We start from the raw sequence: 22990 nt of genomic DNA, 5'->3' as shown, positions 1-22990 counted from the left end.
GCCTAGACCGAATGATCGCGCCCAGTAGCTGCCGACGTCGCTGAGCTGGCGGATAAAGGTAGGGTAGTCAGTTGCATCGTTCAGCAGCACTTGGTCCCCATTCTCGATTACGGTCGCATAACCGTGCGCAGGGAGAGACTCCAACGTAGTCATGCATTCGTTGAATGCCGCCCAATTGGATCCGAAGTAGTCGGGAAACTTGAACACGCGCGCGTAAGTCGAGAAGAGAGAGTCGAGATCCCGTAACTGTCTGCCGTCAAGCCTCAATAGCAGCCCGCCCCAGCTTCTAGGAACTTCCCGTAACACCACGGCTTGCCGACCCGCGGCGTCGTGGACCCATGGACCGGCTGTGCTTTCAAGCGCTTCCCAGATTTTCACTCACTCCACCTCACGAAAGTTTGATAGTGATCTGGCGAGTAGTAGACCGAGCCATCTGACCCCGTGACAATCCTCTCTCCGCCAGGCTTGAGATTTTCAGCGTTCGGAACCGTACCCCACTCACGATAGATTATGGAGTTTCCTGCGTCATCCACGAGAGGGAGCACCTGTCCCCCACCACGACCGTCGTTGACGAACGGCTTAGGCACGGCCGGACCTTTGACACCGCTCTGCGAGATCACGCCTGATGACTGAATACTCCGGATGACTTCTGCAGACTCCGACGGAATCGTGGAGACCGCGTTGTCGACTTTGGTCCCTGCAGACACTGCGGTCTTAGTAGCCGCGGCCGCTGCCTTCGCTTCGAGGAGCAGGCGGAGTCCTCGTGTGAAAATCCAGCCGACGGGTATGCCTGCCAGGAGGATGTCGATCGCTTTCGACAAGAGCGTCGTAGGGCGGTAGTCCATCGTGCAGGTTGCCTGTGCAATGGTGCCGAGGGTGAGGTCCGAGCAGTAGACAGTGTCGCGTCCGCCGGGTCGGATGCATATGGGTTCGAAGACTGAGCACTTGTCTGTGATTCCGGCCCTATGCACAGCAGAAAGAAGAGACCGTGAGCGCGTGGCGGGTGACTTCACGCCCTGCTTCGGTAGCGACTTCGAGAATTTGGAACCCGCGCTTCTCGCGGCGTCCTGGTTCAACTTGGTTCCGGTCCTCGCGATCACGGTTTTCGCCAGCGCCTTGCCGACGACCTTGGCCGTGACGGATCTGCCTCCGTCCGACATCGCCTGGCACATCGATAAAGACGAAGGGAAACACGGTGATATCAATACGAGTTACGGCTAGATCTGAACCCCCTTCATTCCAGATAGCGACCCGCTGCGCGAGATAGATCTGGGGGATGGTCCCCACACCGCCCACCAGCATCGCCCGGGGCTTCGCCGCCTCGATCGCAAACTGTTCCGTCTCGACGCTGCGCTTGTTCGCCCTTCTGCTCTGAGCAACAGCGATGACCGCGTACACCGCACTAGCGACACCCGCGGCAGCCCCCACTAAACCCCAAGATCAACTCGAACATCACATCCCCTTTTCTCGTGTATCGAGAACTGTCAGATCATGGCAACGGTCTGTGCGCGTTGGGATGCGAGCTAGGGATTGTTTGGCCTGTAAGATGATCGATGATTCCGCCCTGACTAGTTCCTGGTCTCGAGCGGTTTGCTCACAGACACCACGCAATACGAAACATAGGGCAGTTCACGGTTCCAGCTCTACGGCTTCAGGCCTGGGCCAGGAGTCCGGTGTGTCCTCTGTGTACCAGGGTTGCTCGAGTCCGATGAGGCAGCCATCACGGATCCAGACCATGACTTCGCTTGCCACGACGCCATCGACGTAGACAATTGCTCTCCCCGGAGTTGGCCCGTTCGGTAGGCCAATGGCGGGGACATGCGCTGGGACAGTCACGTCGATGTTCGTGCTTGAATAGCTCGTAACGGTCGCGGCGCGACTCTGCGCAGAAACTGCACGAGAAGCCTCACCGAGGCGAGATGTAACGAACTCAACCAGCTCAATGATGTCCGCAGAAAGTGGTTCACCAATACTTAGCATCATGGGATAAAGAACGTTCCAATCCGTGCCACTCCGTTCACAACTGCTCCCCTAATGGTCACATTCTGACCGGCAATGGTTCTAGTAACTTCAAATGCGCCCGATGAAGGCAACCCGCCGTTTAGACTTCGCACAATTGCCTGGACCACGCTCTCCTTGCTCCCGTACACGTCGAGAAGCGGATCGAGCTTGTGCTTCTCTTGAAAGTAGTGGTTCACGTTGTTCTGCCGCAATGCGTCGTCCAGAGTGGTCGGCGCATTGTCACCCGAGCTGCTGCCAGACTCATTGAGCAACATCCCGGTTCCGTTGACGACACCGGTCGCACCGGCAACCGCAAGACTTCCACCGATGACCGTGCCAGCCGTGATCGTAGACGTCCCCACCGCGACGGTTCCGAATCCCACCGCAGAAAGCGTCCCTCCACCGAGAGTGGCAAGGGCAAACCCGCAGAGTCCCCCGCTGGCGTAGATGCAAGCAATTCCTAGCACCGCTGCGGCCGTCGCCGCGCCCAGCAGGAGGATGCCCTCCCACGTCTTCGCGGTTACAGGCGCCGCAGAGGAGGTGCCCGAGAATCTGGACCCGATGTGCGGAATCCCGCTACTGTCGTGGACCGCCGACATGTATCCGCCTGATCGAAGCACGGGAGCTTTGATCGTGCGCTTCGAGTCAGGCTTGCTGAACTTTGACCCCGCCGCCTTCGACACCGTCGTGTTCAGGTTCGTCGTTGCAGTCGCGGCACCGGCCTTCGCCAGCGCCTTGCCGACGACCTTGGCCGTGACGGATCTGCCTCCGTCCGACATCGCCATCGCTTTGATGACGTAGCCGAGGTCGTCGCTGAAGGCGACGGGGGTGTTCTCGATGTAGGCGTACCGGTTCAACGACTGGGGGCGCTGGAGGAGTCCGCGCCATTCATCGGGCTGCACCCAGGAGCCTGTGGTGGTGTCGTAGTCGCGGGCGTAGTAGTTGTCGAGTCCGAGGGTGGGGTCGCCGGGTTGCTGGTCGTTGCCGACCAGGCTGGACCATCCTGTGGATTCGTAGTCCGCGCCGCCGAAGTCGGCGTAGTCGACGAGGTCGGTGATGGCGCCGTCGGCTCCCGCGGTCGCGGTCGCGTTGCGCTGGTCACCGAGAACCCACTCGTTCCCGTACGGGCCGCCCTGGAACGCGACGGCCCCGTATGGGTCGCGGAACAGGTCGGTCGCCCCGTGCAGGTCACTGGACGTCGCGGCCGGGTCGAACCCGTCCCAGACCGTGCCGGTCGTGTTCGTCCCGAACTCGGTTTGCTCTGCCGTCGTCACACGCCGGTCGAGACCGTCATACGCATACGACGTCGACCGCCCATCCGCCTGGGTCGACAACAACCGTCCCGCGGGGTCGTGGGAGAACGACGTCGACTGGCCGTTCACCGCCTGTGACGACCGGTTCCCCGCCCCGTCGAACGCATACGACGCAGACCCTGCACCAGCACCCGTCGTGGTCGTGCCGGTCAACTGCCCCGCCGCGTTGAACTGCGCCACCACCTCCGACTCCCCCGCCGGAGTGCCCGAGGTGCTCACACGGGTGCGGTTGCCCGCCGGGTCATACCCGTACTCGTTGACCTCCCCATCCGACGCCATCGACGACGACAGCCTCCCGACCCGGTCATATGTATACGCATGCTCGAGAACCTCCGGCACCACGGCCGCAGGCGCCGGAACCACCGGAGCATCCACGGCAGGCACACCGGCGTCCGGAACCTCCGGTGCTCCCGGAGTCACCGTGCCCTCCGGGTCGGTGATCTCGGGGCCGTCGATGGTGCGGACCGTGTCGGTGACGTTCCCCGTAGGGTGGTACTCGTAGTCGTACTGCAACGACGCACCCGCCGGAACCGGAGACACCGGCTCCGGGAGCGTGCGACGATTCAGATAGTCCCACGTCTTCACACACGGCTTCTGCCCACCCGCCGCGGGGATATCCCGATCCTTGTAGTAATCGGATGCCGCGCACTGCTCGGCCGCCATCTGCAACGGCACCACCGGCTCCACCGCCGGCGGGGCGACCGTGGCAGGCTGCGGGGTCTCGTGCCGCACCTGCGTGACCCGACCCGTCACGTCATACGTGACAGACGTCGTCACCTGATTCGGGCGCGTCACCCCGGTCAACCGATTCGCGGCATCCCACGTGTACCCCAGGTCCCCATCCGGGGTCGACTGAGTCACCGGGTTCCCCGCCGCATCGAACGTGTACGCCGTCGTCGCCCCATCCGGATACGCCAACGACTCCCGCAACCCCGCCGCCGTATACGTCGAGGTCAGGGTCTGGCCGTGCGTGTCCGTCTGCTCCACCAGCCGGCCGACCTTGTCGTACACCCACCCGGTGGTGCCGGTCGGGTCGTCCATCACGATGGGCTGCTGCTCCCCGTCATACTCGAACGACACCTCCCCATCCGACCGCGACAGGGACTTCACGTCACTGCGCACGTCATACGCGTACGCCGCGACAAGACCCGCAGGATTCGTGACCCGCGCCACCCGCCCCGCCGCGTCATACGCGGTCGTCGTGGTGATACCGGTCGGACCCGTCTCCGACGTCGGACGACCCGCCGCGTCATACGCGAACGACGTCACCGCATCCAGCGGATTCGTGATGCTCTCCAGCAGCCCGGTCGGCGTGTACGCGTACGCGGTCTTCACGTTCGTGTCCGCCGACACCGGCTCCCCGGATGCATACCCCTCGATCACGCTCGTGAGCTGACCGGCAGAGTCGTACCCGAAACGCGTGGTCTCCTCCCGCGGATCTGTGACGGACGTCTGCCGCCCCGCCCTGTCGTACGCGAACGACGACACCGCGCCGAGCGCGTCGGTCGCCGACACGACACGCGACGCCCTGTCATACGCATACGTCGTGGTGGCGCCCATCGGGTCGGTCATCGACAGCATCCGCCCCGCCGCGTCATAGGCGTACTCCGTGCGCGCCCCACCCGGAGCGACGATCGCGGTCTCCTGGCCGTTGCGGTCGTACTCGATGCCCGTGACTCGTCCGTCGGCATCGGTGATGGAGACGATGCGCCCGGCGGGGTCGTACTCGAATGTCGTGACCGCCCCGGTCGCATCCGTCTCGGTCAGCACCTGCCCCGCGGCATCCACCTCGTACAGCGTCGGGTTGCCGTTGCGGTCCACCATCCCGATGAGGAACCCGTCCACGTCGTACAGGTACGTGGTCTCGAAGCCGGCCGGGTCGGTGACCTTCGTGACCCGGTCCATCAGGTCGTACGTGTAGGTCGTCTTCCCACCCGCGGCGTCGGTCTCCGACACGACTCGGCCCGCGCTGTCGTACGCCACCTTCGAGGAGGCGCCGGTCGCATCGGTCGTCGTCGTGGGACGGCCGGCATCGTCCACCGCGAACGTCGTGGAGGCGCCGAGCGGGTCGGTCGAGCCGGTCAGGATGCCGGTCGGATCGTAGGTCCGCTTCCACTCCCCGCCGTTGGGGTCGACGACCCCGACCGTGCGGTACGTATCGTCGAGAAGGAACGTCGTCGTCCCGCCCTCCGGGTCGACCGTCCCGGTGAGGTTGTCTTCCGCATCGTAGGAGAACGACGACTCCCCACCCTCAGGGTCGGTGACCGTCACCAGACGTGCCATCGAGTCCCACGCATACGCGGTGACCGCACCGGTCGGGTCGGTTGCAGACGTGAGCTGCCCGTTCGCGTCATACGCGTACGTCGTGACCCCGCCCTCGGCATCCGTCGACGCGGTGAGTCGGTCAGCGGCATCCCACGCGAACGAGGTGACGCCGCCCGCCGGGTCGGTCACCGACGTGAGCCTGTTGCCCGCGTCGTAGACGAACGTCGTGACCCGTCCGAGCGGGTCCGTGGACGTGACGAGGTTGCCCCGGGCGTCGTACACGTACGTGGTCGCAGACCCTGAGGGCAGGATGCTGCGGGTCAGGTCACCCGCGGCGTCGTACTCGAACCGCACGGTCGTGCCATCGGCCTGCTGCACCTCGGTCACCAGACCCCGCGCGTCGTACACGGTCGTCTCCGTGCGGTCGCCGTCGAGGTCGGTGACCGTCGCGACATCCCCCTCGGCGGTGTACGTGTACTCCACGATTGCGCCGGTGGGGTCAGTCTCCGTGAGGAGGTTCCCGTCGCCGTCGTACGTGTAGGTCCAGGTGCGGCCGGCCTCATCGGTGTGAGACTTCACTTCGCCCGTGGACGTGAACGTCCACTTCGCCGTCTCACCGGCGGCGTTCGTGATGCCGGTGATGCGGGACTTGTCGTCGAACGCGAAGACCGTGTCCTGGCCCTCGTTGTCGGTGTACGTGGTCTCCCCGTCGCCGTACTCGAACGTGCGGACGTTGCTCTCCGCATCCAGCTGCTTCGTCACACGACCCGCGTCGTCGTACTCGTTGACGAGGTACGTGACGCCGTTCGGGTCGACGGCGGTCAGCATCCGATGCGCCGCGTCGTACGTGAACGACCGGGTCGTCCCATCCGGGTACGAGAGTGACGTCAGGTCGCCCGCCGCGTTGTACGCCAGCCCCCACGTGCGACCGTCCGGGAGCGTGAACCCTGTCACACGTCCGACGCCGTCGCTGCTGGCGGAGACGGTCTGCCCCGCGGCATCCGTGATGGAGGTCAGCGGGGTGAACTGGTGGACGTTCCGGTCGGCTGGCCCATAGGTCAGCGTCGTCGCATTGCCCTGCCGGTCGACATGGCGGACGAGCTCGCCGATGCCCCAGACATCCGCCGCGTCGAACACCCACGTCTCACCCGTGTCACTGTCCAGCCGCAGCTGCCCGGCGCCGGCCTCGGTCAACGTCAGCCCCAGGCCATCTTCACCCGTGTATCCGCCGTTCCCGTCGGGAGCGAACACGAACGACGCCCCGTCACCGCGCACGACCATGACCGAGTCGTCGTCGAAGCGCTGCGCCCGAGCTCCCAGCCCGAACGTCCACCCCGCCCCGACGCGCGACAGCCGACCGTCCTGCGAGTTGTAGACCAGCGATGCGCCGATGCTGCTCTCGCCGGGGCCCGTGAGGTCGAAGAGCGGGAAGGACTCGACGAGGTTGCCCGTCGAGAACGACACCGGGTCAGCCCCGTAGGTCTGGTAGTTCTGGTAGCCGAGCTGCCGCCACCGGGCGAGCTCCGCCTGCGACGGCGGCGACGGCCAGCCGCCGACCACCGGGTCGGTGCAGTCGAACCCCGCACCCTCCAGATACCCGCCCAGGCTCCGGAACGCCCCGTCGACGATGGACGGGAACCCGTTGTCGATGACCGGGCGGTCGAAGTTGCCGTCCAGGAACAACGTCTCGATGTGCGCGTACGCCCCGGGAAGACCCGCGTACTGGGAGAACGGGAAGTTCGCGTTCGACGGCTCCGCATTCGCCGGCCGGCCTGTGTACGTCGGCATGTACGTCAGGAACGAATCCCGCAGCGCATTGTCCGCAGCCCCGCCCCGGGAGAAGCCCATCGTGCCGCCTTCCGACACCGTCCCCCACGCGTGCCCCTGGTTCGTCGCGAAACCGAACCCCACCGTCGCGACCGGGTTCGCCGCCGCGGCGACCCCCGCACGAGTCGCGCGGGACACGAACGGAACCCCTGCCGGGCGGGTGACGACGACCTGCGCGTTGCACTGGAGGGCCAGGTACGCGCTCAGCCCCTGCACGAGATTCCAGTTGTACGGGAACTCCGTCGCCGGCGACGGAGTCGTGACGATGCCCTCGTCGTTGTCCGGGTCGAGAACGACCACCGGGCCAGGGGGAACGGGGAACGGGGTGCCGATGACGACGAACTGCGACAGGTGATCCGACTCGCCCTTGACCGTCTTCGTCTTCGCGTCGAAGTACGACGGCAGCTCCGTCCACTCCTCATCCGGCGTCGACCGCGTGTAGATCCGCAGCGTCGACGTCGCCACACCGGCATCCTTCACCCGGCCCATGTCGACATCGAACGAGAGGCTGATGCCCGGGATGACGTCCTTGACCACCGGGCCGTGCTCGGGGTCCTCGTCGGGAACGTCGATGAGCTCCGCGGGGAACGACGTGACCTTGTCGCCGTCGCCGTTGCGGGCGATGATCTCCACCGGGTCGCTCACCACGACCCCGGAGGTGTCCACCACGGCCGACCGGCGCGCCTGCGCCTCCGCCGGCGCCTCCGTGAGACTCAGCGTCACCGGCGCCGTCACCTCATGCCCGGAGAACACCGCCTCCACTCCCAGCGCATCGGACGACACCGTCGCCTGCTCACCGGGGCTCAGGTCGGCATCCGTCGCGGCCGCGATCTTCGCGCCTGCCACCGGCACCGACGACAACCCGCCCGGAACAGCGGGCGTCGACTCCGGCTCGGGCGTGGCCGTCGCCTCCGGCTCCCCCTCCGCGTTCAGTCCCGCAGCGGCGTAGACACGCTGCAGCACCTCATCACGCGCAGCCTCCATCAACTCGGCCGCGGTCATCGGAGCCGGCGCGACCGCGCCGACACCGAGCACGAGCACCGCCGCCGTCGAGGCGGCCAGCGAACGGAACCACATCAGAGAACAGCCTCGGTCGAGTCGGCATCCGCCACCTCAGCGGCAGCCCGGCGCCGACGCCACCACCACAGTCCTCCGCCACCACCGAGGAGGACCACCGCGAGGATGATCAGCCCCCAGGCGATCTGCCCGCCCGTGATGGCGAGATCATCGATGCGCACCACGCACGCCGCGAGCTCCGCCGCATCCGAGACGCCGTTGCCGTCGAAGTCCTCACTGCCGTCCGCGCACGTCCGCGTCCCGCAGATCACGAACTCGACCCAGTCGCCGATGCGGTCGCCGTCGGCATCCTCCTTCGAATTCGAACACGTGTCGGTCCCGCACACCAGACGCTCCGCGAAGTCGGGGATGCCGTCCTTGTCACGGTCGGCCGTCACCTTCGCGCACGTCGTCGAATCGCACGACAGCACCTCGGTCCAGTCGGGGATGCCGTCGGTGTCCCGATCCTCGGTGCCCACCGCGCACGTCGCCGTGCCGCACACCTCCCGCTCCACCACGTCGGGGATCGTGTCGCCATCGACATCCTTCTCCGACGCCGCCAGCGGCACCAGCACGCCCGCCGGAGCCGCCAGAGCCTGCACTCCGACCTCCGGACCGGCCGGCAGCACTCCGGCCGACGCCACCTGCGGCACCAGCATCATCGACAGCACAGCCACGACACCGAGCACCATACGAGCCACCGCTCGCCTCACACCACGACCAGCCACAGCGATCCCCCCGGACGCTCACAGGCGCCTCACAGGCGCCGACACTGCCACCCAGAATGGCGGCATACACAGGCCCGCTGCAACCCCGAAGACGGAAAAATCCCCCGTTCAGGGGAACTTCTCACAGTCGCGTAATGAAACCGCCGATACGGTGTCTTGTTAACCTCGAAACCGCGTCCGGGCACGCACGAGCGCGGCGAAGAACAGCCCAGGCGGTCTCTACGCCCCGAGCTCCGGCCACTCGTCGAACCGGTAGACGCGAGCGGGATCGAGCGGCTCCCGGTCTCCGATGGCCTCGCCGATGTCGTAGTCGTAGCCCCACCAGTGCGGGCTCGTGACCTCGACGATGATGTCGTCTCGCACGACCTCGACGCGCAGCGTGTATCCCTGCGCGTCGGTCGCCTCGAGGCGGCTTGTCGCCTCGACATCCCAGCCCTGAGCACGCAGCGACTCGACGATCGACTCCAGGTCCGACGCCCCCGACGTCGAGGGGACCGCGAACTCCGCGGCGAACGCGTAGCACTCGGCATCCGCGATGCGGCACGCGTTCGGGGTTCCGGTGAAGCCGCTCGCCCTCACGGTCCACCCGTCCGGAGCGATCAGCTCGCGCACCGCCGATGCCCGCTCCTGCGTCGCGGTGAAGTTCTCCCGCGCGCGATCGGTCTGCTCCCGCAAGGGCATCGCCGCGACCTCCGCGACCGTGAACCCCGCGGAGTCCCACTGCTGCGGGGTCAGCGAGACGCCGAGCACGATCACCCCGATGAGCAGGGCAGGGACGACGACGGCGGATGCCCACGCCGCGATGCTCCACGTGCGGGTCTGCTGCGACGGGTGCGGCTTCAGCACGCACGCGAGCACGAGGACCACCACCCAGGCGGCCACCGCGGTCAGAACGGCTCCGCCGAAGAGAGTCCCCTCGTAGTCACGCGCCAGCGGGGCCGTGACGAACATCCGGAGCATCGAGGGCAGTGCGCCGTTGTCTCCGGATCCCTCCATCGTGAGGGTGAACGTCACCCACCCCCACCAGTTGAGGAAGAGCAGCGGAACGATGACACCGGGCGCCGTGCGGTGGCCGCGCCTGCGGAGGATGAAGCGGGGCAGGGAGCCGAGGAGTCCGAACGCCGGGACGATCACGGGCGAGCCGACAAGGAGCATCAGCGACTCCCAGCCGCCGACGCTGCCGATGAATCCGTGCAGCACGAGGAACACCGGCAGGATCCAGTTCATCCACGGCCAGACCGCCCAGACGAAGCCGAGGATCCCGGTCGGTCCGCCGCGGCCGGGAGGCGACGCGGAGAAGGCGTCGATGCCGACGCGCATGTCCGTTCGCTGCTCTATGCGGACCACCCCCTGGGTGGTCAGCCTAGCCCGAAGCCACGGCTCCGCACGCGAACCGCTCCCCGGTGCGCGGCGGGGAGCGGTTCGATGCGATGGACTACTCGCCGAGCACGAGACGGAGCTGCTCGACGGCCCAGTCGAGCTCCGTCGCGCGGATCACCAGGGGCGGTGCGATGCGGATCGTCTGGCCGTGCGTGTCCTTCACGAGCACGCCGCGGTGCATCAGCTTCTCGGAGATCTCACGACCCGTTCCGCGAGCGGGGTCGATGTCGACGCCGGCCCACAGGCCCGCGATGCGCACCGCGGTGACGCCGTGCCCGATCAGCGGCTCGAGGGCCTGCGCGAGGTGGGCGCCGAGAGCGCGGGCGCGCTCCTGGAACTCACCCGACTCGAGCATCTCGACGACGCGGAGCCCGACTGCCGCCGCGAGCGGGTTGCCGCCGAAGGTCGAGCCGTGCTCGCCGGGCTGGATGACGCCCAGCACGTCGGCGTTCCCGACGACAGCCGAGACCGGAAGGATGCCGCCGCCGAGCGCCTTGCCGAGCAGGTACAGGTCGGGCACGACCTCCTCGCGGTCGCACGCGAACGTCTCGCCCACGCGGCCGAGACCGGCCTGGATCTCGTCGGCGATGAACAGCACGTTGTTCTCATCGCAGATCTCGCGGATGCGTCGGAGGTAGCCCTCCGGCGGGATGACGACTCCCGCCTCGCCCTGGATCGGCTCGATCAGCACGGCGGCGGTGTCCGGCGTGATCGCGGCGGCCACGGCATCCGCATCTCCGTACGGGACGACGTCGAAGCCGGGCGTGTACGGGCCGAAGCCCTCGCGCGCCGACTCGTCGTCGCTGAAGCTCACGATCGTGGTGGTGCGACCGTGGAAGTTGCCCGCCGCGACGATGATCCGGGCCCGCCCGTCGGCGATGCCCTTGACCCGGTAGCCCCAGGCGCGTGCGACCTTGATGCCGGTCTCCACCGCCTCGGCCCCGGTGTTCATCGGCAGGACCATGTCCTTGCCCGCGAGCTTCGCGAGCGCCGCGGCGAACGGCTCGAGCCGATCGCTCATGAACGCGCGGCTCGTGAGCGTGACCCTGCCGAGCTGCTCGGTGAGCGCGGCGACGAGGGCCGGATGCCGGTGCCCGAAGTTCACCGCGGAGTAGGCCGCCAGCAGATCGAGGTAGCGCTTGCCCTCGACGTCCGTCACCCAGGCGCCCTCACCGCGGGCGATGTTGACGGGCAGCGGGTGGTAGTTGTGCGCGACGTGCGGCTCGGCCGCGACGTCGACGCCCGCGGAGGTCACTCGGCACCGCGCAGTTCGAGGGTGCAGCACTTGATGCCGCCGCCGCCGAGCAGCAGCTCGGACAGGTCGATGAGGATCGGGTTGTAGCCGCGCTCGCGCAGCTGCTTCTCGAAGCCCTTCGCCCGCGGCGAGATGACGACGTTGTAGCCGTCGCTGGCCGAGTTCAGCCCGAAGACGGCGCCGTCCTCGTCGGAGACCAGGATGGCGTCGGGGAAGCGCTCGGCGAGCACCTTCTGCGAGGCCTCGTCGAAGGCGTGCGGCAGGTACGCGATACCAGCGGTCCGTCCTTCGTCGACCACGGGGTCGAGCACGGTGAGCGCGGTGTCGAGGTGGTAGAAGCGCGGGTCGACGAGGGTCAGCGTCACGACCTCGCGGCCGAAGACCTCGCTCACCTCACGGTGGCTGTCGCCGGCGGAGCGGAAACCGGTGCCGGCGAGGATCACATCGCCCGCGAGCAGGAAGTCGCCCTCGCCCTCGTTGATCTCCTTCGGCATCACGGTGTCGAAGCCGTGCGCGCGGAACCAGTCGGCGAACGCGGGGGACTCGCCCTGGCGCTGCTCGTAGTAGAACGAGGGCACGTACGCGCGTCCGCCGATGAGGAAGCCGCCGTTGGCGGTGTAGACCATGTCGGGGTAGCCGGGGAGCGGCTCGATGAGCTCCACCTCGTGGCCGAGCTCGATGTAGAGGTCGTACAGCTTCTGCCACTGCGCGACGGCCTTGGCCGTGTCGGTCGGGTTGGCCGGCTCCATCCACGGGTTGATCGAGTAGTTCACCGTGAAGTGCTCCGGCTTGCACATCAGGTAGCGGCGGTGATGCGCGGTGCGAGTGGACGTGACGGCGGTCTCAGGCGTCGACATGGTGCTCCTTGGGGACACAGGTGCGGCGGACGCTGTCCAGGGGCCCGGCGGTCCTTCGACCCACGCCGCTCTGTCAGAGTCGGCGCCCGGGGAAGATGCGACTCGGGCACGCCAGCATCCATTCTGTCACCGCTGGCTGGGCGTCGCCAGGGATGCCGCGGCCGCCCGCGGCTCAGGAGCCGCGGACCACGAGCTTGCCCACGACGTGCCCCGCTTCGAGCCGCTCCAGCGCCGCACCGGCATCCACGAAGTCGTACTCCTGCGCGATCACGGGCGCGAAGCGTCCGGCGGCCAGCAGTTCGAGCATCTTCGTGAGCACCTCCGGACGGTTGCTCGCCGCGAGCGAGCGGATGCGCGGCCCCGACCCGATCGACAGCAGGGCCGCCCTGATCATGCGCGGGATCGGCCCCATCACGTGACCTCCGTCTCCGGTGACGAGCACGATCACGCCGTCGCGCGCGACGAGCCGCTGCAGGTCGCGCAGGTCGATGCCTCCGGCGATGTCGACGACCGCGTCGAAGTGGCCGCCGGGGATCGCCGAGAGCGGCTCGCGACGGTGATCGAGAGTCCGCACCGCTCCGAGGCCCTGCACGAACGACGCGTTGCGCTCGGAGCAGCTGGCCCACACCTCGGCGCCGCGCAGGGCGGCGAACTGCACGGCGAAGGTGCCGACCCCGCCCGAGGCGCCGATGATCAGCACCCGCGCGGGGCGTTCGCCGAGGCCCACCCCGGCGAGGTCGAGCGCCTGCCACGCGGTGCCACCGGCGACCGGGAGCGTGACCGCGATGCGTTCGTCGATCCCCGGCGGCAGCGGCTGCACCCGGGTGGCCGGAACGCTCACGTACTCCCCGAGCCCTCCGCCGCCCTGCATCTCGCCCAGGACGACGTCGCCGACTTCGACGCCGATGACACCGGGGCCCGCCGCGACGACCTCGCCCACGGCATCCATCCCGCGGATCGGATACTTCGGGCGGGTGAGCCCGAACACCGGACGCACCAGGAGCGGATCTCCGAGCAGGAGCCGCACGTCGCCCGCGTTGAGGGACGTCGCACGCGCACGAAGCAGCACCTCGCCGGCGCCGGGCTCGGGGATCGGCACCTGCTCCAGCGCCACGCCCGCGGCCGGCCCGTACGTCTCACGACGCCAGGCCCTCATCGATTCAGTCATTGCGCACCTCCGGGTACTGGAAGAGTTCGTCGAGCCCGACGCCGAACGCGCGTGCGATCTGGAACGCCAGCTCGAGAGTCGGGGAGTACTTCTGCTGTTCGATCGCGATGAGGGTCTGCCGCGTCACGCCGACCGTGCGGGCGAGCTCGGCCTGCGTGAACCCCGCAGCCTCGCGATGAGAGCGGATGCTGTTGGACACCAGCGTCGGCTTGACCATCAGACGAGCCCCCTGCGGTAGGCGACCACCCTGGCGATGCCGCCGACGAACGCCGCGATCGCGAAGCCCGCGAACATCGTGTTGGCGATCCAGAACACGTCGGCTCCGACCGCGCAGAGGGCGATCACGCCGAGCCCGGCGATCGTGACGAAGCCCTGTTCGACCCGTCCGCCCAGCTGGCTGATGTCGCGGTCGCGGATGTCCGACGCCATCGCCGACTCGCGATCGCCGCGGCTGCCGATGAGGCCCCACGCGATCGTGAGCACGATGCTGAGCACGATGCCGCCGCCGATGGTCCACAGCATCAGCGGGAGCCAGTCGACCTGCTCCAGAGGTCCGCCCGCGGCATCCCGCAGCACGAGCACGACATAGGCGACCATCGTGACGACCGAGGTGATGAGCCCCGACCAGGCGAAGCGCTCGTGATAGACCATGTCAGCCTCCATGTAAAAGATTCTTGACATGAGCGTACGCCGCCCTCCCACCCCATGTCAAGAATTCTTTACACTCCCACCGTTGCCTCTCCGCTCAGCCTCGAAGGCGGAGGCTCAGATGACGTCGCTGAACGTGGAGTCGGGGTTGCCGTAGCGGTGCGCGGTGATCGTGATGGACTGCTCGTGCACGAACGTGAGCAGCTCGATGCGACCGGCAGACGTGACCTCGCCGGCGTAGACCGCGAGGTCGGGGTCGCCCTCCACGGCGACGGCCAGCGCTCGATGAAGCGCCGCCACCGACGCGCGCTGCCCGACGAGCCGCACGCGGTCGGGGCGCGGCGCCGCGTCGGCGAACGGGTCCGCCTCCGTCGCATCGCGCACCCTCATCCGCTCGATCCACTCCTCGTCGGTCTCCATGAACACGACCGCGCCGAGGTCGCCCAGGGCGTGACGAACGGCCGACGGCAGGCCCACCGGGGTCGACAGGGTGAAGCCGGCCCCCGCACGCACCGCGGCGATGACGACCCGCAGCAGCTCCTGCCATCCGGCATCCCCCGTCGCCCTGATCGCGACGGGCACCGGGCGGTAGCGGAACAGGTTGCGCTCGACGCCGAGCCTCGACACGTCGCGCACCCTGCCGAACTCGCGATCCCAGGCGAGGGCGTCGGACAGCGCCGCTCGCCGCAGCCACTCGAAGGCCTCGTAGTCGAGCGACGGCTGGGCGGCCTCGATGAGAGCAGTGATCCGGGCGTCGAGACCGCGGAGGTGGAGTGTGCTCGACACGGCGCCCGCCTGCTGAGCACGCCAGGAGCCGAGGCCGATGAGGTAGTTCGGGCCTCCCGCCTTGGCACCGGGTCCGACCGACGAGCGCTTCCAGCCGCCGAAGGGCTGCCGTTGCACGATCGCGCCGGTGATGCCTCGATTGACGTAGAGGTTGCCCGCCTCGACTCGGTCCAGCCACAGCGCGAGATCGTCGGGGTCCTGCGTGTGCAGCCCGGCGGTGAGGCCGTAGGCGACCGCGTTCTGCAGCTCGATCGCCTTCTCCAGCGTCGGCGCGTGCATGACGCCGAGCACCGGCCCGAAGAACTCCTCCCGGTGGAAGCGCGAGCCCGGCTGCACGCCGACCCGGATGCCGGGGCTCCACAGCCTCCCGGACGGATCTCCGCCGACCAGCCGGGGGCGGATCAGCCATTCCTCGTCGGCCTCCAGTTCGCTCAGCGCCCAGGCCAGCTTGCCCTGCGGCTTCTCGATCACCGGACCGACCTCGGCGAGCGGGTCGGACGGCCAGCCGACGTGCAGCGACCGCGCGGCATCCGCCAGCTGCCGCGCGAACCGCTTCGACCGCCCCACGGGACCGACGAGGATCGCGAGGGATGCCGCCGAGCACTTCTGCCCCGCGTGCCCGAAGGCGCTGCGGACCAGGTCGGATGCCGCCTGATCGAGATCGGCCGATGGGGTGATGATCATCGCGTTCTTGCCGCTCGTCTCGGCGAGCAGCGGCAGGTCGGGGCGCCACGATCGGAACAGGGCGGCGGTCTCCCACGACCCGGTGAGGATGACGCGGTCGACGGCCTCGTGCGCGATGAGCCGCTGACCGAGACCGTCCTCGTCGATGTCGATGAGGGCGAGCGCGTCGCGCGGCACCCCCACCTGCCACAGCACCTCGGCGATGGCGGCGGCGCAGCGGCGGGCCTGCGGCGCCGGCTTGAAGACGACACCGGAGCCCGCGGCGAGCGCGGCGAGCACTCCCCCGGCCGGGATCGCGAGGGGGAAGTTCCACGGGGGCGTGACGACCGTCACGCGAGCGGGCTCGAAGGCGGCGCCGGAGACGGCATCCAGCTCCCTGGCCTTGGCGGCGTAGTAGCGGGCGAAGTCGACCGCCTCGCTGACCTCGACGTCGCCCTCGGCGAAGACCTTGCCGGTCTCGGATGCCGCGATCTCGATGAGCTCGCCCCGACGCCCCTCCAGAGCGGCCGCGGCACGCAGCAGGACCTCGGCGCGTTCCGCCGCCGACCGCGACCCCCAGCGCGCACCGGCCTCCTGCACCCCGGCGATCACGCGATCGAGCTCATCGGGGTCGCTGACTCGAGGAGGAACGGCGTGCTCCGTGGAGCCGATGCGGCCGATCACGGAGCGCGCCCAGTCGCGGTTGGCCGGCAGGGAGGGGTCGCTGTCCGCGGTGTTCACGAAGCCGGGGGCTCCGCCGGCATCCGCACCGACCTCCGCGGCGGCCAGCTCCCGGTCGGAGTAGACGGCGGTCTCGAGGAAGGCCTCATCGTCCGAGCCCCGGGTGATGCCGAGCACCGCCTTGGTCAGCTCCTCCTCCTCGCGGGGAGCGGCCGGTGCGGGCCGCGCCGACTCGTGCACGGGAGAGAGGCGGTTCTGCGAGCGCCGCGGACCGGTCCGCAACGTCGGCGACGTCGAACGGCGCAGCGCATCGAGGAAGCGATCCCGTTCGCGGTCGAAGAGCGCCGGGTCCTCGTCGAGGCGGAACGCGGCGGAGAGGAAGTTGTCCGACGACGCGTTCTCCTCGAGACGGCGGACCAGGTAGCTGATCGCGACGTCGAACTCGGCGGGCTTCACGACGGGGACGTACAGCAGCACCGGTCCGACCTCGCGCGACACGGCCTGCACCTGCCCCTGCGCCATGCCGAGCAGCATCTCGAACTCGACGCCGTCTCGCACGCCGCGCTCCCCCGCAAGCAGCCACGCGTGGGCGATGCCGAAGAGGTTGTGCCCGGCGACGCCGATCCGCACAGCGTGGGTGCGGTCGGGGTGCAGCGCCCAGTCCAGGCAGCGCAGGTAGTTCGCGTCGGTGTCGAGCTTGGTGTCGTAGGTCGCGGGCGTCCAGCCGTGCATGGTCGCGTCCACGCGCTCCATGGCGAGATTGGCGCCCTTCACGAGGCGCACCTTGATGGCCGCGCCGCCGTGCAGCACCCTGTCCTGCGCCCAGGCGCTGAGCTCCTGCAGAGCGGGGAGGGCATCGGGCAGATAGGTCTGCAGGACGATCCCGGCCTGCAGCCCCTTCAAGCGCGGCTCCTCCAGGATGCGCGTGAACACCGCGATGGTGAGGTCGAGGTCGCGGTACTCCTCCATGTCGAGGTTGATGAACGTGCCGTCGGCGGACGCCGTGAGGTAGAGGGGCAGCAGACGCTCGACCACGCTGTCGACGACCTCGTCGAACGCCCACATGGAGATGTGGCTGATGATCGACGACACCTTCACCGAGACGTAGTCCACATCATCACGGCGGATCAGCTCGTGGATGCCGTCGAGCCGCCGCTTCGCCTCCGTCTCGCCGAGCACCGCCTCGCCGAGCAGGTTGAGGTTGAGCCTCGCGCCGGTCTCGCGGATGCGCGCGACCGCGGCCCCGAGTCTCGCCGGCCGGGCGTCCACCACGAGATGACCCACCATGTCGCGCAGCATCCGCCGGGCGATCGGCACCACCGGCGACGGGAGGATCGGAGCGACGCCGCCGCCGACGCGCACGGCTCCGCGCAGATACCAGGGCAGGAACTCGGGCACGAGGGGCGCGATCCGGTGCAGTCGGGAAGCCGCGGCGCCGAGGCTCTCCGGCCTCATCACGCCGTCGACGAAGCCGAGGGTGAACGGGAGCCCGTTCGCGTCCTGCAGGACGCCGGCGAGGCGCTCGGCCGCGGGATCGACGTCCGCCGCCGCGGCTTCGGACACCCATCGCCGCGCGAGCTCCACCGCCCGCTCGGCGAGCGTGGGGGAATCGGACGACAACGGCTCTGGCATGGCTTCAGCCTAGGCGCGGCAGGGGCGGCAACCCGGTCGGACGGTGGCGCGTTTCCCGGACGGTCCGGCCGCGTCGAGGCGATAAACCGCGCGGTCTCCGCAAAGGGGCCACGATCGAGCGCCGATGACCGTTCTATGCTGTCTGCGTGGGGGAAGAGAAGGCGTCAGGAGCCGCCGAGGCGCGCGCGAACGCGAGCGCCAGGGCGAAGGTGCTTGGGTGGGCGCGGCGCACCGTCGACCTCATCCCCACCGGATGGCTGATCACGGGCGCCGGCGCCGTGCTGCTCACCACGACCGCCGCGTTCGGAGGGCTCGCGACCGCACCCGTCGCCCCCGTTCCCGAACTCGCCGTGGGAGACCTCTACACCGGCTCGGATCTCGAGCTGTCGGTCGTCGGTGTCGAGCTGCGCGATGACCAGGGCAATACCGCCATCTATCCCGATCCGGAGAGCGGCGAGAAGGTCCTGGTCGTGACGGTCGATGTCACGAACAGGTTCGAGAAGCCGCGCTTGGCCTCGGGCAGCGAGTTCGACGAGGGGTCTGCGGGCGCCATCCGGGTCGGCGAGCTGGAGGACGCCCCGTTCCTCACCTACGCCGACGACGGCGGCACGGCCACGACGCTGCAGCCCGACGTCCCCGTTCGGCTGCTGCTGGCCTGGAGCGTCGGCCCCGATGACTTCCACGACGGCGACGCCGTGACGCTGACGCTGCCGGCGTCGACGCACCGGGTCGGCGACAACGTGCTGCGCGGAACGGACCTCTGGGAGGACCCCCGCGTCGGCGCGACGATGACCGCGACCGTCGAGCAGGTGAGCGCGCCGTGAGGTCGGATGCCGTGGGGTCGAAGATCCTGCCGTGGCTGCTCACCGCGGTGCTGCTGGCCGGCGCCTGGGTGATCGTGAAGGCCACCCTCCCGGTCGACGCCGCTCAGGAGCCGTTCGTGACCACGGCGACGCTCGGCGAGGCGGCATCCGCCCGCAACCTCGTCACCACGGTGACAGATGTGCACGCCGCACGCTCCGTGACCGATGCCACGGGCTGGTCGGCAGACGGCGACTGGCTCGTGATCGACCTCGAGGCCGCGGCGCAGGTGACCCAGGAGGCGGCGTCGCTCCGCACCGCGACGCTGGTCGTCGGGGACCGCACGTTCACCGCGACCGAGCGCGGGACGACGTTCCTCAACCAGGCTCTCGTGACCGGGGTACCGCGCTCGGGGAGCCTCGCCTTCCAGCTCCCCGACGACGCATGGACGGAGCACGCGACGCTCCGGCTCGGGCTGGGGACCCCCGTTCTCGACGGTGTGATCGAGATGGGCATCGACCTCTCCGACCTGCCCTTCGAGCCCGAGGTCTCCTTCGAAGAGAACGGCTGGGCGCGATGACGATCCCCGAACCGCCCCGACCTTCTTCCTCCTCCGCGAACTCCGGGGCTCCCGCACCGTCGGGCATTCCCCCGGTCCCCACGCCATCCGCGGATCCCGCAGGCGATGCGGCTCGCCCCGTATCGGCGGCGTCGCCCTCGTGGTGGCGGCGCAACCGACTGGGCCTCGCCGCGACCGCGGTGCTCCTGCCCGCGACGCTGTTCGCCGTCGGATGGCAGCACTGGCACCTGATCTACGACTTCGGCGCGCGCCCCGTCGACCCGATCATCGTGGCGGAGGATGACAGCGCCGAGCTGGCGGGCGCGTCCTTCGGCCCCGTGCGCAGCGCGGTCATCGAAGATCTCAGCGGTCTGGACGTCCCCGACGGCACGCGGGTCATCGCCGCAGCGGTCCCCGTCGAGCCCGGTCCGGAGGGGGTGTCGTGTCGGCGCCCCACTCTGACGCAGCAGTCGTCGGGGCGGCAGTGGGCGCTGCAGAGATCGGAGATCGGCGTCCCCGACAACGCCGACGAACCCGAGTTCTGCTCGTCGGACGAGCTCGGCGACTACGAGCTCATCGCGCCGTTCGTCCTCCCCGATGACGTGGAGGGCCCGTTCTGGCTGGACGTCTGGCCTCAGGACTCCGGCGGGACGTTCCTGAGGTTCTCGATCGACCCCTGACCCCCGAGGACGTCGCGGTCGGATGCCGACACGACCGCCGCGGCGACGGCATCCGCAGAACTCGGCAGAAGACCCGCCGCATCCGCCACCGCACGGATCTCCGCCTCCTCCGACGTGGTCCCTTCCGACCGGAGGTCCTGCTGCCTGCGGCGCAGCCGGCCCAGCGTGGCGTCGTAGGCCCCGCTGATCACCGCGATCCGCAGCGGCTCGACGATCAGCATCGGGATGAGCGTGGCCACCGGCAGCGCGATCGACCAGAAATCGAACTCGTGCGGTCCGATCAGACGGGTGACGCCCAGGTCGAGGTAGGAGCCCAGCGCCTTCACCGCCACGAAGAGAAGCGCATAGGAGGCCACGAGCACGGGGCCCGCCCGCCACATCAACAGGAGAGCGCGGCCGATGGGGCGGAACCGGGCGCCGAGCTCATCGCCCAGATCCTTCAGCCGACGCACCAGCGGGTTGGGGATGGCCTTCGCGTGCTCGCGGATGCGGGTGATCAGCTCGCTCTCCACGCGCAGCTTCTCCGCGACGATCGCCTGGCCGAACACGACGCCGGCGATGGTCAGCCACGCGAGCGGCGCGAGCAGCACCGGCCCTGCCTCCGAGAGCACCCAGCCGATGCCGTCCCACAGCCAGCGCAGCGGCGCGACCGCGGCGAGGATCTGCTCGCGCATGTCGTCGAGGAGCACCATCACGGCGCGGCCGTCCACCCACGCGCGGACGGACTCGAAGAGATCGCCGAGCAGGATCACCGAGAAGAAGACCCAGACGACCTCGAAGTACACCGCGACCGGCGAGAGCCACGCGGCGAGCCGGTCCGACCACTTCGACCACGCCCAGCGGCCGGCGAAGGCGAGCACGATGATCGAGACGGTCCACACGTTGAACGGGAGGTTCTGCACGGAGTCCTCGCTGCTCAGCGGCCCGTCGCCGTTCGCCGCGGCCACCCATCGAAGACCGTCGCGCACCTGCAGCGCGCGAGCCGAGTAGTCGATCACGTCGTCCCGCAGGAGCTTCTGCGCCCAGTACACCGCGAAGAAGGGGAGGATGCCGGCGAGCAGCGCCGAGAGGAACGTGCGCCGCCGCTCGGCCGGGGACTCCGGCAGAGGAGCGACCTCCTGCAGATTGCGCAGGCCGTCGCGCAGCACGAGGAACATGGCGACGTAGCTGATGAGCTTCGCGAGAATCGCGACGGGCAGCACGAGGAACCCGACGGTCGCCGTGTAGGCGCCGACGAAACCGGCGAACTGGAGGATGACGTAATGCACGAGGATGCCGCCGAGATACCACGCGAGCATCGCCGGCCAGTGCCGCCACAGCACCCGGCCGGCGGTCGTCAGAATGTCCCCCACGCCCCCAAAATAGCGCGTCGCACCGACACCGGGCGAGGTCGCGTCGCTGCATCCCCCTCCGGGCCGAGCGATCCGTTCTCAGGTCCAGAGGCTCGGCGCGCTCTTGCGCACCGGCGGGAGAGCGGATGCCGCGGCCCAGTCGTGCACCCACTCGTCGATCTCCGGCACGCCCTCGGGCTTGCCGACCGCGGCGAACAGCTCCTCGTTGCTGACCGTGCCGCCGGTGCGACGCAGCATCCGGGCCCTCACGATCGCCCTCGCGTAGATCTCGCCGTCGACGACGGCGCGGTGCTCCATGAACACGGCCTTGTCGTCGTGGCCGATGAAGCGCGACTGCACCTCGAACCGCTGCCACAACTGCAGCGACTTGCGGAAGGTGATCGTCTCGCTCGACACGACGGCGTACCAGCCGCGCTCCTTCATGGCGTCGAAGAGGCCGGTGCGGATCAGCTGGTCCCAGCGTCCGAGGTCGAACAGCGACAGGTAACGGCCGTTGTTCATGTGGCGGAGGATGTCGATGTCGGTCGGCAGCGTCGTCAGACGGATGGTGCCGACGGCAGACGGTTCGAGGGTCTTGCCCTGCCGCACGCGGCGGCGGGCGCCGAGGATCACGAGGAGGGTGCGCCAGATCACGTTCACGATGTCCGATCGTAGCCATTCGCGAACGATCCGCGAACATCGTTGTACGGATCCTCCATCGGCGTCGGATGCCCTGTTGACGACATCCACTCGATTTCCGGTTCGCCGACGCCGCGCGTAGAGTCGCGGCATGAGCGCCGAAGCCCAGCCCCAGATCTCCGTTCGTCCGGTCCGCGACGTGGATGCGGAAGCCCTAGGCCGCGTGCACGCGCAGTGCTGGCACGAGACCTACGACCACCTGATCAGCAAGGCCGCCCTCGAGAAGGTGTCGCCCCGCCGCATGGCCGAGCTGTGGACGCACTGGGCCTCGCAGGGGCCGGAGTTCAAGATGAACGCGGCCCTCGTCGATGGCGAGATCGTCGGCTTCGTCGGTTCGGGTCCCGCCCGCGACAAGGATGCTCCGGCGTTCCGCGAGCTCTACTTCATCTACCTGCTCGACGCGTACCACGGCACCGGCATCGGACAGAAGCTGTTCGACGCCGCCGTCGAGAAGGACGAGCCGCTGTACCTCTGGGTCGCCGAGGACAACCCCCGCGCGCACCGCTTCTACACCCGCAACGGCTTCACCCTCGACGGCGCCAGCCACACCGAGCCGTTCCTCGGCGAGACGCTGACCGAGGTCCGCTTCACGCGCTGAGCCCTCTTCGGCTGAGCCGCTCTCTCGGGCTGACCTGCTCGAGCTGAGCCGCTCCGTCGGCT

The 22990-nt window shown here is 68.7% G+C and carries 17 protein-coding genes; 4 read left to right on the top strand and 13 right to left on the bottom strand.

The genetic code is table 11. The features are described 5' to 3' along the window. Positions 1–374 precede the first annotated feature (374 nt). The 11 genes from MRBLWH10_RS00370 to MRBLWH10_RS00320 all read right to left on the bottom strand — a co-directional run bounded on the left by MRBLWH10_RS00370 (position 375) and on the right by MRBLWH10_RS00320 (position 18260). Positions 375–1013, bottom strand: a complete 639-nt coding sequence (locus tag MRBLWH10_RS00370; RefSeq protein ID WP_341941213.1) for a ribonuclease domain-containing protein — start codon at positions 1011–1013, stop codon at positions 375–377. Next, on the bottom strand, positions 964–1398 hold the full coding sequence (locus MRBLWH10_RS00365; RefSeq protein ID WP_341941212.1) for a hypothetical protein: 435 nt from the start codon (positions 1396–1398) through the stop codon (positions 964–966). The genes MRBLWH10_RS00370 and MRBLWH10_RS00365 overlap by 50 nt, the downstream gene beginning before the upstream one ends. A 581-nt stretch (positions 1399–1979) precedes the next feature. Next, complete coding sequence (locus tag MRBLWH10_RS00360; RefSeq protein WP_341941211.1) at positions 1980–8483, bottom strand: DUF6531 domain-containing protein; 6504 nt, start codon at positions 8481–8483, stop codon at positions 1980–1982. After that, positions 8483–9163, bottom strand: a complete 681-nt coding sequence (locus MRBLWH10_RS00355) for an LPXTG cell wall anchor domain-containing protein (RefSeq protein WP_341941210.1) — start codon at positions 9161–9163, stop codon at positions 8483–8485. Before MRBLWH10_RS00355 ends, MRBLWH10_RS00360 begins: the two co-directional genes overlap by 1 nt. A gap of 246 nt (positions 9164–9409) precedes the next feature. After that, positions 9410–10510: a hypothetical protein gene (locus tag MRBLWH10_RS00350; protein ID WP_341941209.1), complete on the bottom strand. Its 1101-nt coding sequence runs from the start codon at positions 10508–10510 to the stop codon at positions 9410–9412. Between the two features lie 115 nt (positions 10511–10625). After that, positions 10626–11825: an ornithine--oxo-acid transaminase gene (rocD, locus tag MRBLWH10_RS00345; protein WP_341941208.1), complete on the bottom strand. Its 1200-nt coding sequence runs from the start codon at positions 11823–11825 to the stop codon at positions 10626–10628. Then, the gene (gene ddaH, locus MRBLWH10_RS00340) at positions 11822–12682 is read right to left on the bottom strand and encodes a dimethylargininase (protein ID WP_341941207.1); all 861 of its coding nucleotides are present in this window, start codon (positions 12680–12682) and stop codon (positions 11822–11824) included. The genes rocD and ddaH overlap by 4 nt, the downstream gene beginning before the upstream one ends. A 172-nt stretch (positions 12683–12854) precedes the next feature. Then, a complete protein-coding gene (locus MRBLWH10_RS00335) occupies positions 12855–13850 on the bottom strand; it encodes an NAD(P)-dependent alcohol dehydrogenase (RefSeq protein ID WP_341941206.1) in 996 nt (331 codons plus the stop codon). Continuing rightward, entirely contained in the window at positions 13843–14067 is a 225-nt protein-coding gene (locus MRBLWH10_RS00330; RefSeq protein WP_105675110.1) for a helix-turn-helix transcriptional regulator, read from the bottom strand. The genes MRBLWH10_RS00335 and MRBLWH10_RS00330 overlap by 8 nt, the downstream gene beginning before the upstream one ends. Continuing rightward, positions 14067–14513 carry a hypothetical protein gene (locus MRBLWH10_RS00325; protein ID WP_341941205.1) on the bottom strand — a complete coding sequence of 149 codons (447 nt, stop codon included), beginning with the start codon at positions 14511–14513 and terminating at the stop codon, positions 14067–14069. Before MRBLWH10_RS00325 ends, MRBLWH10_RS00330 begins: the two co-directional genes overlap by 1 nt. 102 nt (positions 14514–14615) lie before the next feature. Further along, positions 14616–18260 (bottom strand): proline dehydrogenase family protein, encoded by a 3645-nt coding sequence (locus MRBLWH10_RS00320; protein ID WP_341941204.1) that lies wholly within the window; start codon positions 18258–18260, stop codon positions 14616–14618. A 146-nt stretch (positions 18261–18406) separates the two neighbouring features. Here MRBLWH10_RS00320 and MRBLWH10_RS00315 point away from each other — a divergent pair, with 146 nt between their 5' ends. Genes MRBLWH10_RS00315 through MRBLWH10_RS00305 form a run of 3 tightly spaced genes read left to right on the top strand, consistent with a single transcriptional unit; the run spans position 18407 to position 20300 of the window. Beyond that, positions 18407–19084, top strand: coding sequence for a hypothetical protein (locus tag MRBLWH10_RS00315; protein WP_341941203.1), 678 nt, complete (start codon positions 18407–18409; stop codon positions 19082–19084). 11 nt (positions 19085–19095) lie between these two features. After that, the gene (locus tag MRBLWH10_RS00310; RefSeq protein ID WP_341941202.1) at positions 19096–19641 is read left to right on the top strand and encodes a hypothetical protein; all 546 of its coding nucleotides are present in this window, start codon (positions 19096–19098) and stop codon (positions 19639–19641) included. Next, positions 19638–20300 (top strand): hypothetical protein, encoded by a 663-nt coding sequence (locus tag MRBLWH10_RS00305; protein ID WP_341941201.1) that lies wholly within the window; start codon positions 19638–19640, stop codon positions 20298–20300. Before MRBLWH10_RS00310 ends, MRBLWH10_RS00305 begins: the two co-directional genes overlap by 4 nt. Here MRBLWH10_RS00305 and MRBLWH10_RS00300 read toward each other — a convergent pair. After that, a complete protein-coding gene (locus MRBLWH10_RS00300; RefSeq protein WP_341941200.1) occupies positions 20255–21652 on the bottom strand; it encodes a hypothetical protein in 1398 nt (465 codons plus the stop codon). The two genes, MRBLWH10_RS00305 and MRBLWH10_RS00300, sit on opposite strands and share 46 nt — an antisense overlap. Positions 21653–21730: 78 nt before the next feature. After that, positions 21731–22291, bottom strand: coding sequence for an acyl-CoA thioesterase (locus MRBLWH10_RS00295; protein WP_341941199.1), 561 nt, complete (start codon positions 22289–22291; stop codon positions 21731–21733). Between the two features lie 130 nt (positions 22292–22421). Here MRBLWH10_RS00295 and MRBLWH10_RS00290 point away from each other — a divergent pair, with 130 nt between their 5' ends. After that, entirely contained in the window at positions 22422–22928 is a 507-nt protein-coding gene (locus tag MRBLWH10_RS00290) for a GNAT family N-acetyltransferase (protein WP_341941198.1), read from the top strand. Positions 22929–22990: the final 62 nt, after the last annotated feature.

Source organism: Microbacterium sp. LWH10-1.2 (genome assembly GCF_038397765.1).
Classification (GTDB): domain Bacteria; phylum Actinomycetota; class Actinomycetes; order Actinomycetales; family Microbacteriaceae; genus Microbacterium; species Microbacterium natoriense.
Note: the sequence above shows the minus strand (reverse complement) of the source record. Positions and strands in the feature narration are given on the sequence as shown.